14 protein-coding genes are annotated in these 15,584 nt (G+C 71.7%); 6 read left to right on the top strand and 8 right to left on the bottom strand.

Features of this window, described 5'->3' with window-relative positions; translation table 11 throughout:
• The first annotated feature begins 44 nt into the window (after positions 1–44).
• Positions 45–476 (top strand): transcriptional repressor, encoded by a 432-nt coding sequence (locus J7E94_RS08165; RefSeq protein WP_308344710.1) that lies wholly within the window; start codon positions 45–47, stop codon positions 474–476.
• Here the strand turns inward: J7E94_RS08165 and J7E94_RS08160 are convergent.
• From J7E94_RS08160 to leuA, 6 genes are all read right to left on the bottom strand, one after another.
• Positions 473–1,003, bottom strand: coding sequence for a hypothetical protein (locus tag J7E94_RS08160; protein WP_215013646.1), 531 nt, complete (start codon positions 1,001–1,003; stop codon positions 473–475). The two genes, J7E94_RS08165 and J7E94_RS08160, sit on opposite strands and share 4 nt — an antisense overlap.
• Positions 1,004–1,076: 73 nt before the next feature.
• On the bottom strand, positions 1,077–1,895 hold the full coding sequence (locus J7E94_RS08155) for an isoprenyl transferase (protein ID WP_215013644.1): 819 nt from the start codon (positions 1,893–1,895) through the stop codon (positions 1,077–1,079).
• An 11-nt stretch (positions 1,896–1,906) separates the two neighbouring features.
• Positions 1,907–2,653: a DNA repair protein RecO gene (recO, locus tag J7E94_RS08150; protein WP_215013642.1), complete on the bottom strand. Its 747-nt coding sequence runs from the start codon at positions 2,651–2,653 to the stop codon at positions 1,907–1,909.
• Positions 2,654–2,738: 85 nt separating this feature from the next.
• A complete protein-coding gene (locus J7E94_RS08145) occupies positions 2,739–4,370 on the bottom strand; it encodes a nucleobase:cation symporter-2 family protein (RefSeq protein ID WP_215013640.1) in 1,632 nt (543 codons plus the stop codon).
• 610 nt (positions 4,371–4,980) lie between these two features.
• Positions 4,981–5,676, bottom strand: a complete 696-nt coding sequence (locus J7E94_RS08140; protein WP_215013638.1) for a TerB family tellurite resistance protein — start codon at positions 5,674–5,676, stop codon at positions 4,981–4,983.
• A gap of 234 nt (positions 5,677–5,910) precedes the next feature.
• Entirely contained in the window at positions 5,911–7,683 is a 1,773-nt protein-coding gene (gene leuA, locus J7E94_RS08135; RefSeq protein ID WP_215013636.1) for a 2-isopropylmalate synthase, read from the bottom strand.
• A gap of 362 nt (positions 7,684–8,045) precedes the next feature.
• On the opposite strand from leuA, the gene J7E94_RS08130 reads away from it, so the two are divergent.
• The 3 genes from J7E94_RS08130 to J7E94_RS08120 all read left to right on the top strand — a co-directional run bounded on the left by J7E94_RS08130 (position 8,046) and on the right by J7E94_RS08120 (position 10,318).
• Positions 8,046–9,128, top strand: coding sequence for a M4 family metallopeptidase (locus tag J7E94_RS08130; RefSeq protein WP_215013634.1), 1,083 nt, complete (start codon positions 8,046–8,048; stop codon positions 9,126–9,128).
• 9 nt (positions 9,129–9,137) lie between these two features.
• Entirely contained in the window at positions 9,138–9,407 is a 270-nt protein-coding gene (locus tag J7E94_RS08125; protein WP_215013632.1) for a protealysin inhibitor emfourin, read from the top strand.
• Between the two features lie 80 nt (positions 9,408–9,487).
• Positions 9,488–10,318 (top strand): GNAT family N-acetyltransferase, encoded by an 831-nt coding sequence (locus J7E94_RS08120; RefSeq protein WP_251056322.1) that lies wholly within the window; start codon positions 9,488–9,490, stop codon positions 10,316–10,318.
• Between the two features lie 132 nt (positions 10,319–10,450).
• Here J7E94_RS08120 and era read toward each other — a convergent pair whose 3' ends face one another.
• Together era and J7E94_RS08110 are read right to left on the bottom strand one after the other, a co-directional pair.
• Positions 10,451–11,401 carry a GTPase Era gene (era, locus tag J7E94_RS08115; protein ID WP_215013789.1) on the bottom strand — a complete coding sequence of 317 codons (951 nt, stop codon included), beginning with the start codon at positions 11,399–11,401 and terminating at the stop codon, positions 10,451–10,453.
• 1,389 nt (positions 11,402–12,790) lie between these two features.
• On the bottom strand, positions 12,791–13,870 hold the full coding sequence (locus J7E94_RS08110) for a GlxA family transcriptional regulator (RefSeq protein WP_215013630.1): 1,080 nt from the start codon (positions 13,868–13,870) through the stop codon (positions 12,791–12,793).
• Positions 13,871–13,941: 71 nt separating this feature from the next.
• Between J7E94_RS08110 and J7E94_RS08105 the strand changes: the two genes are divergently transcribed.
• Both J7E94_RS08105 and J7E94_RS08100 read left to right on the top strand, forming a co-directional pair.
• On the top strand, positions 13,942–15,273 hold the full coding sequence (locus tag J7E94_RS08105; RefSeq protein WP_215013628.1) for an MFS transporter: 1,332 nt from the start codon (positions 13,942–13,944) through the stop codon (positions 15,271–15,273).
• A partial coding sequence (locus J7E94_RS08100) for a hypothetical protein (protein ID WP_374224404.1) occupies positions 15,270–15,584 on the top strand: 315 nt, incomplete at its 3' end. The genes J7E94_RS08105 and J7E94_RS08100, both read left to right, overlap by 4 nt.

Genomic DNA, 15,584 nt, shown 5'->3' with positions numbered 1-15,584 from the left:
GGCCGCCTGGCACAATGGCCGGAGGCCGATACGAGGAGGAACCGGTGGCGACTGCGCCTGGCGAGATGAATACCGCGCCAGTACGAGGACGATCCACCCGGCAGCGGGCCGCCGTGGCGGCGGCGCTGGACGAGGTGGACGAGTTCCGCAGCGCTCAGGAGCTCCACGACATGCTCAAGCACCGTGGCGATTCCGTGGGCCTGACCACCGTCTACCGCACCCTCCAGTCCCTCGCGGACGCCGGCGACGTCGACGTCCTGCGCACCAGCGACGGCGAGTCCGTGTACCGGCGCTGTTCCACCGGGGACCACCACCACCACCTGGTCTGCCGCAAGTGCGGCAAGGCCGTCGAAGTGGAGGGCCCGGCCGTGGAGAAGTGGGCGGAGTCCATCGCGGCCGAGCACGGCTACGTGAACGTCGCCCACACGGTGGAGATCTTCGGCACCTGCGCGGACTGCGCCGCGGCCGCGGCCTAGAGCCGCTTCAGGTTCCGGTCCAGGATCGCCCGCAGCCGGTCGACGTCCACCGGGTCCTGGACGCCGCGCTTGGGCAGGACGGTCATCGCCACCGCCCCCTTGTCATCGCTGAGCATCAGGAACAGCGTGTCCGTCTCCGCGTACGTGGGCTGCGCGGCCCAGCCGATCCGGCACTCGGCGGTGGCCGTCGTCATCCGGACCCCGGTGCCGTCGACGACGGCCCGGGTCTCCCCCGTCTTCTCCAGCAGCCCGCGGAAGGCGCGGGCCTGGAGACGCGGACCGAGGAGCGCGACGCACCACAGGACCGCACCGCCGGCCAGAAAGCCCGCGGCCTTGGAGACGGTGCGCTCGTCCCCCGTCAGCAGGAGGACTCCGCCGAGCAGGGACAGCGTCCCGACGGTGAGGAACAGCCACTTCTTGCGGCGCCCCGCCGCCGTTCGGCCGTCCCGCACGCGCAGCGCTCGGGCGAGGTCCGCCTCGGTGGTCCGGTAGACGAGGCGGACCGCCTGCTCCACATCCATGTCCATGACATCGCACCCTAGCGGCCCTCCCCGCGCCCCGACCAGGGAGGATCCGGTGCGCGGGCCGACCGGAGCGTGGTCAGGCCTTCGGCTCCGGCTGGTTGGGGACCGCCCCGCCGAAGCGGCGGTCGCGCTGGGCGTACTCCAGGCAGGCCGCCCAGAGGTTGCGGCGGTCGAAGTCCGGCCACAGCACGTCCTGGAAGACCATCTCGGCGTAGGCGCTCTGCCAGAGCAGGTAGTTGGAGGTGCGCTGCTCGCCGCTGGGCCGCAGGAAGAGGTCCACGTCCGGCATGTCCGGGTAGTACATGTACTTCGCGAAGGTCTTCTCGTTGACCTTCGACGGGTCCAGCCTGCCGGCGGCGACATCGCGGGCGATGGCCTGCGCCGCGTCCGCGATCTCCGCTCGGCCGCCGTAGTTCACGCAGAAGTACAGGGTCATCGCGTCGTTGTCGACGGTCTGCTCCTGCGCCACCTGGAGCTCCTGGACGACCGACTTCCACATCTTCGGCATGCGGCCGACCCAGCGGATGCGGATGCCCAGCTCGTTCATCTCGTCGCGGCGCCGCCGGATGACATCGCGGTTGAAGTTCATCAGGAAGCGGACCTCGTCGGGCGAGCGCTTCCAGTTCTCCGTGGAGAAGGCGTACAGGGAGAGGTTCTTGACACCCATCTCCAGGCAGCCCTTGAGCACGTCGAGTACGACGCCCTCGCCGACCTTGTGCCCCTCGGTGCGCGGCAGTCCGCGCTCCTTGGCCCAGCGGCCGTTGCCGTCCATGACGACCGCGACGTGGTTCGGGACGAGCTCGCCGGGGATCTTCGGCGGGCGCTCACCGGACGGGTGCGGCTCGGGAACCTTGTACTCCCGGCGAGAGCGTCCCAGAATCCCGCGTCGTGCCATGTGTCCAGCTCCTATTTCTCGACGTAACGCAGGGAGCGTAGCCCGCGCTCCAGATGCCAGTGCAAATAGGCGGAGACCAGCCCGCTGCCCTCCCGCACGTGACGCGCCTCGCAGGCGTCCGCGTGGGTCCAGTCGCCCGTCAGCAGGGCACTGAGCAGGGCGATGGCCTCCGACGAGGGTACGACGCTGCCCGGCACCCGGCAGTCCCCGCATATGACCCCGCCCGCGGCGACGGAGAAGTGCCGGTTGGGGCCGTGGATCCCGCACTTCGCGCAGTCCTCGAAGCTGGGTGCGTAGCCGTTGACGGCGAGGGAGCGCAGCAGGAAGGCGTCGAGGATGAGGTGCGGTTCGTGTTCGCCGCGCGAGAGCGTGCGCAGGGCGCCGACGAGCAGCAGGTACTGCTGTACGGCGGGCTCGCCCTCGTTCTCGGTGAACCGCTCGGCGGTCTCCAGCATCGCGGTGCCGGCGGTGTAGCGGGCGTAGTCGGTGACGATGCCGTTGCCGTACGGGGCGATGATCTCGGTCTGCGTGCAGAGCGGGAGGCTGCGGCCGATCAGCTCGCTGCCGCGGGCGAAGAACTGCACGTCGGCATGGGAGAAAGGTTCCAGCCGGGCGCCGAACTTGGACTTTGTACGCCGGACGCCGCGGGCGACGGCCCGCACCCGGCCGTGGCCTCGGGTGAGCAGCGTGATGATGCGGTCCGCCTCACCCAGCTTCTGGGTGCGCAGCACGATGCCGTCGTCGCGGAACAGACTCATGCGCCCATTGTCGCCTGCGCGGGCGTGGCGGTGGCCCCCCGCCCGGACACGGGTCCGGACGGAGGGCCGTCGCCCCTTGGGAGGATCAGGTGGCGGGCGCGGCCTCCTCGTCCGTGTCCGCCTTCGCGGCTCCGGCGGCGACTGCGGTCACGGCGGCGCCGACCGTGGCCTCGGCCACCGTCTCGGCGCCAACCGCCGTTTTCGCCTTGGGCACCTCGGCCGCAGCCGCTGCCGCCGGCTCGGCCTCGGACGGGGCCTCTGCCTCGGCTGCTGCCTCGGCTTCCGCCTCGGCTTCCGCCTCGGTGTCGTCCGGCGCCGCCGCCTGGGCGGGCACCGCTGCCGGTGCGAGGCTGTGCGCGTCGTCCTTGGCCAGGCCGTTGAAGATCAGGTTGAGCACGATCGCGGACGTGGCACCGAGCGTCACACCGCTGTTGAGGAGCGAGGAGAGGTCCGTGTCCATGTGGTCCTTGAAGAGCACCGGGACGGTGGCGGGGAGCAGCGCGAAGGCCAGGGAGACACCCACGACCAGCGCGTTCTTCTCCTCCTTGAGGTCGACCTTGGCGAGGGTCTGGATACCGGCCAGGGCCACCATGGCGAACATCACGGTCGCGGCGCCGCCGAGCACGCCGTGGGGGACCGCGGCGACGATCGCGGCGGCCTTCGGGATCAGGCCGAGCACGATCATGAAGACGCCCGCGGCGACCACGACGAAGCGGCTCTTGACCTTGGTCATGCGGACCAGGCCGACGTTCTCGGCGAAGGCCACGTAGGGGAAGGAGTTGAGGACGCCGCCGAGGGCGGTCGCGGCTCCGTCGGCACGCAGGGCGCGGGCCACGGTCTCGCTGTCGATCTCCTTGCCGACGATGTCGCCGACGGCGTACGTGTCACCGGTGGTCTCGACCATGGTGATCAGCATGACGATGAGCATCAGCAGGATCGGGAACCAGGCGAACTTCGGCGCTCCGTAGTGGAACGGGGTGGTGATGCCGATCCAGTCCGAGTTGCTCACGTCGCCGAACTTGGCGTCGCCGAGCAGGAAGGCGACGGCGGTTCCGCCGACCAGGCCGAGCAGGATGGAGATGCTGGAGAGGAACGGCTTGCCGAGCTTCATCAGGACGAGGATGAAGAGCATGGTGCCGCCGGCGTAGGCGAAGTGCTTGGGGTCGCCGAAGTCGGGGCTGCCGAGGCCGCCCGCGGCGTCGTTGAGGCCGACGGGGACCAGCACGATGCCGAGGACGGTGATCACCGTGCCGGTGACGACCGGCGGGAAGAGCCTCATGACCGTACGGAAGGCCTTGGGGGGCAGCCAGGCGAAGGCGAAGGTGGCGATGCCGGCCGTGATGACCGCGCCGTAGATGACGAGCAGGCCCGCCGTTCCGCCGCCCGCCCCGAGGCCTATGGCGATCATCGGGGACACCGCGGTGAAGGTGACGCCCTGGATCAGGGGCAGGCGGGCACCGATCCGGCCGATGCCGAAGGCCTGGATGATCGAGGCGATACCGCAGGTGAACAGGTCCGCGTTGATCAGGTAGACCAGCTGCTCGGTGGTCAGGCCGAGGGCACCGCCCACGATGATCGGGACGATCACCGCGCCGGCGTAGAACGCGAGTACGTGCTGGAAGCCGTACAGCGCGAGCTTGGGGACGGGGAGCACCTCGTCGACCGGGTGCGTGCTCTGGTCTCCACTGGTGGAGAGCCGGGCGGCGACACGTGCCATCTCTGCCTTGCCCTTCAAAGAGGTAGGTAACTGAGAGGAGATCTGGTTGTCCCCGGCCGGAGTGGGTCGCTATCCCGTTGATCCGCCGGGGTTGTCAGTGCGTTCACGCTTATGTGCATCGAAGCCGCGCTGTGTTATCGGCCTCGTGTTGTCGTGTGACCGGAATTGAACGCCTGTGGGAGGCCTCACAGATATCGTCAACTGCTACAAATTGTTGACTCCGAGGGCTGCCTGATCTGTAGGTTTCTCCAGTGGCGCGACCTCACCTGGAGGTGTAAGCGCAGAGCCACCCCCAAGCAGCTACTCCGACTGCGCGTGTGCGGAGCGCCCCTCGTCTGACCTGCGGAAACAAGCTGCGCAACCGTTCGGACCAGCGAAGTCGAAGCAAGCGCTCCGGGCGTCCGGCTGGTGGACTGACGGTGTGTGGACTACGTGATTCCAGCGTTCACAGGAGGTTCACGAGAGCCCGGAACAGGCCCCGTGAGGCCGGATTGTTACCTCGTACCCGGCCACTTTCGGACGGATCCGCTCCGCTCAGCGGGACCCGGCGTCCGGCACAGCGAAACGCCCGAGCCCCACAGGGCTCGGGCGTCGCCGGTAAGGGGTTCCGCTACGGCGCGCGCACCGCCGACAGCAGCCGGGCCACGTCGTCCGCGTCGATCCGCAGCGCCGCGCCGACCGTGCAGAGCACCTCGCGCTCGGCCGGGATGTACGGACCGTCCGCGAGCGCGATACGGGCCCCCTGGAGCAGGAGCGACTCCCGGCCCGGACCCGCCAGGTGCGGAGCCAGCGGCTCCAGGGCCTCGTGGAGCTCTATCGACAGCGCGGCCCCGCAGCACTCCGGTACGCCGTACAGCCCGAGCCGGCCCTCGTCGCTGGACAGCGCCTCCACGAGGGACTCCAGCTGCTCCTCGGTGCAGTCCTGGAACCCCGCGGCCCGTACGGCGTGCACAGCGGCCTCCAGCGCACTGCGCGAGGCCGTCCCGCCCGCGGCGAGTACGGCCAGCGCCACGGTGTGCACGGCGTCGCGCAGCATCGCGGTGAAGCGGGTGGTGGTGAGGTGGTCCAGGACGTCGGTGGCGAAGCGCTCCCGGCAGGCCTGGCACTCGACCACGGGCCCGGCGCTCCCGCGCGGCAGCAGCGGCACGCCGAGCACGGCGAAACGGCGGCGCCCGGTCCGCCGGCGGTAGTTGCGGTCTCCACCGCAGGCCGGGCAGAAGAACTCCCCGTCGCCCACGGTGCTCCAGGTGGTACGGATGCCCCAGACCGTCAGCTTCCGGCCGTCCCCACCCCGAACTGGCAGCACGTCGCACCTCCGTAAACGCCCCCGTGGCCCTTCGGGGGCACGGGAGGGACCCCCACGGCAACATCGCCGGGTTGGCGTGATGTTAGCCACATCGGTGAGGATGCGTCAGTCGTGTGACAAGACAACATCGGGCGAGGGCCGGACTTGGCCGAAGTGCGCCCCCGCCCCGGCCCCGCGGAACACGGCGGAGCCCCGCCCCTCCGGCAGGAGGGACAGGGCTCCGTCACAGGTGACTCAGCGGCCCGCGCGGTTGACGGCGGAGATGACCGCCTTCAGGGAGGCGCGGGTGGTGTTGGCGTCGATGCCGATGCCCCACAGGACCCGGCCGTCGATCGCGCACTCGATGTACGAGGCGGCCACGGCGGAGGCGCCCTCGCTCATCGTGTGCTCGGTGTAGTCCAGCAGGCGGGCGTCGACGCCGATGCCGGCCAGCGCGTCGAAGAAGGCCGAGATCGGACCGTTGCCGGTGCCGTTCAGCACCGTGTCCACGCCGTCCACGACCGCCTCGACGGTCAGCGTGTCGGTGCCGTCCTTGTCGGTGCTGGTCTGGCCGGAACGCAGCTGGATGCGCCCCCATCGTGACGCGGCATTCTCGGGGTTGGGCAGGTACTCGTCGCAGAACACGTCCCAGATCGCCTTCGGCGTGACCTCGCCGCCCTCGGCGTCGGTCTTGGCCTGGATGATCCGGGAGAACTCGATCTGCATGCGGCGCGGCAGGTCCAGCTTGTGGTCGTTCTTCAGGACGTACGCGATGCCGCCCTTGCCGGACTGCGAGTTGACCCGGATGACCGCCTCGTAGGAGCGGCCGACGTCCTTCGGGTCGATCGGCAGGTACGGGACCGCCCACTCGATGTCGTCCACCGTCTTGCCCTGGGCGGCCGCGTCGGCCTCCATGGCGTCGAAACCCTTCTTGATGGCGTCCTGGTGGGAGCCGGAGAAGGCGGTGTAGACGAGGTCGCCCGCGTAGGGGTGGCGCGGGTGGACCTCCATCTGGTTGCAGTACTCGCTGGTGCGGCGGATCTCGTCGATCTGCGAGAAGTCGATCTGCGGGTCGATGCCCTGGGAGAACAGGTTCATGCCCAGCGTGATCAGGTCGACGTTGCCGGTGCGCTCGCCCTGCCCGAACAGGCAGCCCTCGATGCGGTCGGCGCCGGCCATCAGGGCCAGCTCGGCGGCGGCGACGGCGGTGCCGCGGTCGTTGTGCGGGTGCACGGAGATGCAGATGTGCTCGCGGCGGGTCAGGTTGCGGGCCATCCACTCGAAGCGGTCCGCGTGGGTGGACGGCGTCGAGCGCTCCACGGTGGCGGGCAGGTTCAGGATGATCTCGCGACCCTCGGCCGGCTGCCAGACGTCGCAGACGGCTTCGCAGACCTCCAGGGCGAAGTCCAGCTCGGTGTCGGTGAAGATCTCCGGGCTGTACTGGTAGCCGAAGGTGGTCTCCGGGCCCAGCAGCTTCTCGGCGTACTCCATGACCAGGCGGGTGCCGTCGACGGCGATCTGCTTGATCTGCTCCTTGGAGCCGCGGAAGACGACCCGGCGGAAGGTCGGGGCGGTCGCGTTGTACAGGTGCACGGTGGCGCGCTTGGCGCCGACCAGCGACTCGACGGTCCGCTCGATCAGGTCCTCGCGGGCCTGGGTCAGCACGGAGATGGTCACGTCGTCCGGGATCGCGCCCTCTTCGATGATGGAGCGCACGAAGGCGAAGTCGGTCTCACCGGAGGACGGGAAGCCGACCTCGATCTCCTTGTAGCCCATGCGCACCAGCAGGTCGAACATCTCGCGCTTGCGGGCGGGGGTCATCGGGTCGATCAGCGACTGGTTGCCGTCGCGCAGGTCGGTCGAGAGCCAGCGGGGGGCCTTGGTGACGCGGGCGTCCGGCCAGGTGCGGTCCGGGATGTCCACCTGCTCGTACTGGCCGTACTTGTGGATCGGCATCCCGGAGGGCTTCTGGGTGTGGGTCGCGTTGGTGATGGGCGTGGGGCGACCGACAAAAGTGTGCTGACTCATGGCGTTGGGCTCCTCGCGTGTCCGCGGTAGTTCGCTGGGACGGCCGACGGCGGTCGTAAAACCGCAACACCAAACTCCGCGGGGAGGGGGTCGGCCTTACGACTACAGACCCTCGCCGCGGCAGCTAAGGAGAAGCAGCCCGAAACGCATGATGGACCGAGCCTAGCCGAGCCACGCCGTAAGGCGAGGACCTGTTCAGTATGCAAGACCGTCCTGTCCGATTTACACCAAATGTGAGCTAAGCCTCCTCGCTCCGGAAAGGTTCGGCCGATCCGTCAACGCGGCGCCGCGCTTTCAGACAAGCGAATGAATCATGGTCGCAGCTAGTGACACGGGCATGACCCACTGCCACATTGCCGGGCATGGACGCCTCCCACAGCCACCGTCACCCCGTCTTCTGCACCGTCGTGCCGCCGCACCTGCTCGACAAGGCCGCCCTCTCCGGCGACTCACGGCGCGCCGATCTCGCCCAGCGCACCCTCGAACGCGACTCCCTCCTGCGCACCCGGCGCCGGGTCACCGCCGTCCGGGGCGTCGCGGCCACCCCGGGGGCGCCCGCCCCCGAGGCCTCCGACGATCCGCGCCGGACGGTCTACGACGCCCAGCACCGCACCCGGCTGCCCGGGAAGAAGGTGCGCGGCGAGGGTGACGCGCTGAGCAAGGACGCCACCGTCAACCGCGCGTACGCCGGGCTCGGGGCCACGTACGAGCTGTTCCTGAAGGGCTTCGGGCGGCGGTCGATCGACGGTGCCGGGCTCGCGCTGGACGCGAGCGTCCACTACAGCGAGGACTACAACAACGCCTTCTGGGACGGGCAGCAGATGGTCTTCGGCGACGGGGACGGGGACCTCTTCCTCGACTTCACGGTGTCGGTGGACGTCATCGGGCACGAGCTGACCCACGGGGTCACGCAGTACACGGCGAACCTGAACTACCACGGGCAGTCGGGCGCCCTGAACGAGTCGATGTCGGACGTCTTCGGCTCGCTGATCAAGCAGTACTCGCTGGAGCAGACGGCGGACCAGGCCGACTGGCTGATCGGGGCCGGACTGCTGGGGCCCAACGTCAGCGGGGTCGCGCTGCGGTCGATGAAGGCGCCGGGGACGGCGTACGACGACGACGAACTCGGCAAGGACCCCCAGCCGGGGACCATGGACGACTACGTGGAGACCCAGCGCGACAACGGCGGGGTGCACATCAACTCCGGCATCCCGAACCACGCCTTCTACGTGGTGGCGACCGAGCTGGGCGGCAAGGCCTGGGAGCGGGCCGGGCAGATCTGGTACGACACCCTGACGGGCGGGCAGCTGGCCTCCAACGCCGGCTTCGCCGACTTCGCCCGGCTGTCGACGGCGGCCGCCGTGGCCCGCTACGGGGACGGGGGCCCGGAACACCTGGCCCTCCAGAAGGCGTGGTCGGCGGTGGGCGTCCCGCTGGCGGGGTAAAGGGGACGCATGCGGATTCAGGTGGTACGGACGGGCGGCTTCGCGGGCATCGAGCGCCGGGCCGAGGTGGACACCTCGGGCCGGCCGGACGAGGCCGAGTGGCAGGCCCTGGCCCAGCTGGCGCTGCGGCCCGGTCCGCCGGGACCTCCGGCGGACCGGGTGCGGGACGGGTTCTCGTACCGGATCACGGTGGACGGGCGGACGGTGGCCTGCCAGGAGCCGAACCTGTCGGAGGCGCAGCGGTCCCTCATCTCGCGCATTCTGAAAGAGGGGGCGTGAGCAGGGGTTCTCCCTGAAGCAGGGCGCGTAAACGCAGGTGCCCCGGCGGCGCCGCTTTGCTTGGATGACCGGATGACCGGATGACCGACCACATGATCGATTCGACGCTGTCCGAGCTGGAGCGGTACTACGACACGGTGCCGCGGGTGGGCGGGGCGCGGGCCGAGGATTTCGGCCCGCTGACCCTGTTCGTCCAGGAGGGCGCCGGGTGGCCGTACTACGCGCGGCCCGCGCTCGGCGGCCCGGCGGCGACCGCGGCCGATGTGCGCCGGGTACTGGCCCGGCAGCGGGAGCTGAAGGTGCCCGAGGCCTTCGAGTGGGTGGCCGAAAACAGCCCCTCCCTGCGGGCCGCGGTGGAGGCGGCGGGACTCTACGTCCACGCGCATCCGCTGATGGTGCTGGACACCGCCGCGGTACGGCTCCCCGCGCATCCGGAGATACGCCTCCTCGGCGCGGACGACCCGCTGCTGACGGCGGCGGTCACGGTCCCGGCGCTGGCCTTCGCCGCCCCGGGGACGGCGCTGGGCGAGGCCGGCCCGGCGGAGCTGGCGGCGGCGATGGCCGAGCCGTCGGCGGAGGAGGGCAGGGCCAGGGTGTCCGGGATGCTCGCGTCAGGCCGTACCGGCATGGCGGCCGCCGTACGCGACGGCCTGGTGCTGTGCTCGGGCCAGTACAACCCGGTCGGTGACGTCGCCGAGGTGGTGGCGGTGGGCACCCTCCCGTCGGCCCGCCGCCAGGGCTTGGCCCTCGGGGTCACGGGGGCCCTGGTCGCCGACGCCCTCACGCGCGGCGCCCGTACCGTCTTCCTCTCGGCGGGCGACGAGGACGTGGCCCGCGTCTACGCCCGCGCCGGATTCCGCCGCGTGGCGACGGCCCTGATCGCGGAGCCGCCGGCGCAGCCGGGGGCCTGACCGGCCGGCCTGCGGGCCGGGGGTTTGCCCGAACGGTTAAGAAGGTTGCCCGGCGGGGTGGGCGGCCGTGCCGGCGGCCCGGCGCCGGTGCGGGCCCGCCGGACGGAGTCCGGCGGGCCAAGGGCCAGTGGATCAGAAGCCAAGCTTGCGGAGCTGCTTGGGGTCCCGCTGCCAGTCCTTGGCGACCTTCACATGCAGGTCGAGGAAGACGGGCGTCCCGAGCAGCGCCTCGATGTGCTTGCGCGACTTCATCCCGACCTCCTTCAGACGGGCGCCCTTCGGGCCGATGATGATGCCCTTCTGGCTCGGCCGCTCGATGTAGACGTTGGCGTGGATGTCGAGCAGCGGCCGGTCGGCCGGGCGGTTCTCGCGCGGGATCATCTCCTCGACGACCACGGCGATGGAGTGCGGGAGCTCGTCCCGTACGCCCTCCAGCGCGGCCTCGCGGATCAGTTCCGCGACCATGACCATCTCGGGCTCGTCGGTGAGGTCGCCTTCCGGGTACAGCGGCGGGCTCTCCGGCAGCAGCGGCGCGATCAGGTCGGCCAGCAGCCGGACCTGGCTGTCGCCGACCGCCGAGACGGGGACGATCTCGGCCCACTCGAAGCCCAGCTCCTCGGCGAGCTGGTGGACGGCGATGAGCTGCTCGCCCACCACCTTGGACTCGACGAGGTCGGTCTTGGTGATGATGGCGATCTTGGGGGTCTTCTTGATCCCCGCGAGCTCCTTGACGATGAACTTGTCGCCGGGGCCGAGCTTCTGGTCGGCCGGCAGGCAGAAGCCGATGACGTCGACCTCGGCCCAGGTGCTCCGTACGACGTCGTTGAGGCGCTCGCCGAGCAGGGTGCGCGGCTTGTGGAGGCCGGGCGTGTCGACGAGGACGAGCTGGGCGTCGGGGCGGTGCACGATGCCGCGGACGGTGTGGCGGGTGGTCTGCGGCCGGTTGGAGGTGATCGCGACCTTGGTGCCCACGAGTGCGTTGGTGAGGGTCGACTTCCCCGCGTTGGGGCGGCCGACGAAGCAGGCGAAGCCCGCACGGTGCGGGGCGGTGGACTCGGGGGAACGATCGCTCATACGGGCCATTCTCCCCGATGCGACTCCCAGCGCCGACCAGGCCACGGCCGCGAGGGCCGTCCCGCCCGTGAGAAGGGGCCCGAGCCGGGGGTGCGCGGCGTAGGCGGCACTGCCCTGAGCTGTGGTTCCGTCGGCCCGGGCGCGTACGGTCAGCTCCGCCCATTCCGCGGCGAGTGGGCCGTCCCAGGCGGTCCGGAGCCGGATTTCCTGGCCCGGCAGCAGCTCGGCGGGCAGTCCGGTGAGCTCGCGGCCGCCGCCGGGCAGGGGCCGGCCGGCCGGGCCGCCGCGCGCGTCCTTGACGGTGACGGTGCCGATCCGGCCGGGGGCGGCGCCGCCGTCGCCGTACGGGACCGCCCCCAACGCGATGTCCCCGCCCGTCTGCGTCATGCCCAGCGCGCCCGGCTCGACGGTGGCCTTGACCTTCTGCGTGCCCGGCGGCAGCGGCGCGGGGCCGATGACCGTGTACGCGGCCGGGCCCGAGCCCTGTCCCGCCGACCAGGCCGGACCCTCGTACGCGACCACCGCGCTGGTGGCCTTGTCGGTGACCGGCAGCTCCGCCAGGACCACGCCCAGCGGGTCCGCCGTGGCGGCCACCCGGTCGGCGGTCTCGGCGGCACCCGCCCGGCCCGCCACCGTCACCGTGGCGCCCGGGGTGAATCCGGCGGCGGTGACCTTGACCTTGGCGCCCGGTTTCCCGTACGCCGCCGCGAGCGCGACGCTGCGCAGGTTGGCCGTGGGCAGCGGGATCGCGGTGAGGCGCTCGGAGACGGGGGTCCCGGTGGCCGCGCAGGTGGTGTCCAGGTCGAGCAGGTGGCTGGTGTGCAGGGTGTAACCGCCGGGGGCCAGGGTGATCCCGCCGGGTGCGGTGACGGTGAAGGTGCCGGTCATGGTGACGGCCGGGAGGGCCGCGCCCGGCGGGACGGGATCGTTGCGCCGGGCGCCGGCGACGGTGACCTCGCCCTTCTGGGCGCCCGCGAGCAGGACGCGCCCGGTCGGGGTCAGCACGTCGGCGGGGAGGTCGCCGCCGACGGGGCTCACGGCGGGGGTGGCAGCCACCTGGTAGGTCACGGTGGCGGTGTCGCCGATCTGCGGGGCCGGGTCGTCGACGGTGATCCGGGCGGTGGTCGGGCCGTCGGCGGGCGGGAGCCCGGCCTCCTGGGGCGGCAGGCAGTGCGTCGGGAAGGTGACCTGGCCCTGTACGTGGCCGGGGGGCCCGGCAGGCGGCACGGCCCCGTCGGCGGCCGCCGGTGCGCCCAGCGCGCCCCCGGTCGCGGCCGCGAGCACCGCCGTGCCGACGGCTGCCGACCATCTCCTGCTGCGCGCCCGTGTTCGCACTGCCCGCCCCCTGGGTTCCGTCCCGCCGACAGGGGGCCATTCACGAGCGGGCGGCGGGAGAAGTCAATGCACGGATCCGACCTTGGCTGATGGCCCATCAGAAGATGGCAGGGTTCCCGACGTTGCCCTGAAGGTGCGGCGGTAGGCGGTCGGGCTGACGCCCAGCGCCGCCTGCACGTGCTTGCGCAGCGACTGGGCCGTCCCGAAGCCGGTCTCCCGCGCCACCTGCTCCATCGGCAGATCCGTCTGCTCCAGCAACTGCCGGGCCCGCTCCACGCGCTGACCGGTGATCCACTCGCCCGGACTGACGCCCGACTCCTCCCGGAACCGGCGCGTGAAGGTCCGTACCGACATGGCTTCCTGGCGCGCCAGGTCGCTCAGGCGCAGCGGTTCGTGCAGCCGGTCCAGCACCCAGGCGCGGGCCGCCGTGGTGCTGGCGAGCTGCGGCTGCGGCACTGGGCGGGCGATGAACTGCGCCTGCCCGCCGTCCCGGTGCGGCGGTACGACGGTCCGCCGGGCCACTTCGTTGGCGACGGCCGCGCCGTGGTCGCGGCGCACGATGTGCAGGCACAGGTCGATGCCGGCGGCGACACCGGCAGAGGTCAGCACGTCCCCGTCGTCGGTGTAGAGCACGCCCGCGTCGACCCGTACGGCCGGGAACAGCGCCTGGAAGTGCTCGGCGGAGGCCCAGTGGGTGGTGGCCCGGCGCCCGTCCAGGTACCCGGCGGCGGCCAGCACGTAGCCGCCCGTGCAGATGGACACGAGCCGGGTGCCGGGCCGGATGTGCGCGAGGGCCGCGGCGAGTTCGCCGGTCAGCCGGCCCTGCTCGTAGGCCGGGCCCAGCTCGTAGGAGGCGGGCACCACCACGGTGTCCGCCGCGGCGAGCAGTTCGGGCCCGTGCTCGACCTGGACCGCGAAGTCGGCGTCCGTGGGCACCGGCCCGGGGGCCAGCCCGCAGGTGAGGATCTCGTACAGCGACCGCCCGGCCGGATCCTTGGCACGGCCGAAGATCCGGTGCGGGATGCCGAGTTCGAAGGGGAGCAGTCCGGCGAGGGCGAGGACGACGACCCGGTGCGGCCTCCGGCCGCGCGGCGGCTCCTGCAGTTCCTGCGGCTCTTGCGGCTCCTGCGGTTGCGCATGCATGGCCCGATCATATCGAAGCGTGACAGTCAGGCCACTGTCGTACGCGCCCCCGCAGGCCGGAAGCTGTCGGCGTGACGCAGACAGCACCCACCTCCCACGCCGCCCCGCGCGCCCCCCGCCAGGCCGGACGTATCCACCGCGCGTGGTTCGCCGCGGCCGTCGGCTTCGTGACGATCATCGGCTCCGCCGCCTTCGCCTCCCTCCCCGGAGTGCTCATCGAGCCGCTGCACGGGGAATTCGACTGGTCGCGCGGCACGATCGGCTTCGCGGTCTCCGTCAATCTCGCGCTCTACGGGCTCACCGCGCCCTTCGCCGCCGCCCTGATGGACCGCTTCGGCATCCGCAAGGTCGTCGCGGTGGCCCTCACCGTCATCGCCGGCGGTTCGGCGGCCACGGTGTGGATGACCGCCTCCTGGCAGCTGGTGCTGTTCTGGGGCGTGCTGGTCGGCCTGGGCAGCGGCTCGATGGCGCTGGCCTTCGCGGCGACGGTGACCAACCGCTGGTTCACCGCCCGGCGCGGGCTGGTCACGGGCATCCTGACCGCCGCGGGTGCCTCCGGGCAGCTGATCTTCCTGCCGCTGCTGTCCTGGCTGGTGGAACACCACGGCTGGCGGCCGGCGTCGATCACCGTGTCGCTTGCGGCCCTGGCCGTGGTCCCCTTCGTGTGGCTGCTCCTGCGCGACCACCCCGCGGACGTGGGCCTCGCCCCGTACGGGGGCACCTACGCGCCCAAGCCCGCGCCGGTCCCGGGCGCGGCGCGCAGGGCCGTCACCGTGCTGTTCAAGGCGGCCCGGACCGGACCGTTCTGGCTGCTGGCGGGCACGTTCGCGATCTGCGGGGCCTCGACCAACGGTCTGGTCCGGACCCACTTCGTGCCGGCCGCCCACGACCACGGCATGCCGGTGACGGCGGCCGCGGGTCTGCTCGCGGTGATCGGCGTGTTCGACGTGGTCGGCACGATCGCCTCGGGCTGGTTCACGGACCGCTTCGACGCCCGGCGCCTGCTCGCGGTGTACTACGCGCTGCGCGGGATCTCGCTGCTCTTCCTGCCGATGCTGCTGGCGCCCTCGGTGCAGCCGCCGCTGATCTTCTTCATCATCTTCTACGGCCTGGACTGGGTCGCGACCGTCCCGCCGACGATCGCGCTGTGCCGCGAGCAGTACGGGGAGGACGGCGCGATCGTCTTCGGCTGGGTGCTGGCCTCGCACCAGGTCGGCGCGGCGGTGGTGGCCTTCCTCGGCGGCCTGGCGCGGGACGCCTTCGGCTCGTACGACCTGGTCTGGTACGCGTCCGGCGGCCTGTGCGCGATGGCGGCCCTGATGGCGATGGTCATCCGCCGTCGTTCGAACCCCGCGGACGCGCTCGCCTCAGCCGGCGCCGGGGCTGCAGCGGCGGCTCGGTGAGCACGCCAGGCCGAGCACGCGGCAGGCCAGGGTACGGGTACGGGCACGGGTACGGGCACGGGTACGGGCACGGGTACGGGCACGGGTACGGGTACGGGTACGGGTACGGGTACGGGTACGGGTACGGGTACGGGTACGGGTACGGGTACGGGTACGGGTACGGGCACGGGCACGGGCACGGGCACGGGCACGGGCACGGGTACGGGCACGGGCACGCGGAAACGGGCGGCGGGCAGGAGCGCCGGCCCGCCGGGGGCTGCCCGCTCGACCGCCAACCGCCGGCGGCCTGGGCTCCCGCGCGCGCCGTCGAC

Origin of the sequence: Streptomyces sp. ISL-94, from assembly GCF_018614075.1 — a bacterium.
Taxonomy (GTDB): domain Bacteria; phylum Actinomycetota; class Actinomycetes; order Streptomycetales; family Streptomycetaceae; genus Streptomyces.
This window is presented reverse-complemented; position numbering and strand designations above follow the sequence as displayed.

Excerpts from the sequence above, each read along its gene's own strand:
- J7E94_RS08160 (WP_215013646.1), bottom strand. The coding sequence starts at position 1,003 with ATGGACATGGATGTGGAGCAGGCGGTCCGCCTCGTCTACCGGACCACC.
- J7E94_RS08155 (WP_215013644.1), bottom strand. The coding sequence starts at position 1,895 with ATGGCACGACGCGGGATTCTGGGACGCTCTCGCCGGGAGTACAAGGTT.
- recO (WP_215013642.1), bottom strand. The coding sequence starts at position 2,653 with ATGAGTCTGTTCCGCGACGACGGCATCGTGCTGCGCACCCAGAAGCTG.
- J7E94_RS08145 (WP_215013640.1), bottom strand. The coding sequence starts at position 4,370 with ATGGCACGTGTCGCCGCCCGGCTCTCCACCAGTGGAGACCAGAGCACG.
- leuA (WP_215013636.1), bottom strand. The coding sequence starts at position 7,683 with ATGAGTCAGCACACTTTTGTCGGTCGCCCCACGCCCATCACCAACGCG.
- J7E94_RS08130 (WP_215013634.1), top strand. The coding sequence starts at position 8,046 with ATGGACGCCTCCCACAGCCACCGTCACCCCGTCTTCTGCACCGTCGTG.
- J7E94_RS08125 (WP_215013632.1), top strand. The coding sequence starts at position 9,138 with ATGCGGATTCAGGTGGTACGGACGGGCGGCTTCGCGGGCATCGAGCGC.
- J7E94_RS08120 (WP_251056322.1), top strand. The coding sequence starts at position 9,488 with ATGACCGACCACATGATCGATTCGACGCTGTCCGAGCTGGAGCGGTAC.
- era (WP_215013789.1), bottom strand. The coding sequence starts at position 11,401 with ATGGCCCGTATGAGCGATCGTTCCCCCGAGTCCACCGCCCCGCACCGT.
- J7E94_RS08110 (WP_215013630.1), bottom strand. The coding sequence starts at position 13,870 with ATGCATGCGCAACCGCAGGAGCCGCAAGAGCCGCAGGAACTGCAGGAG.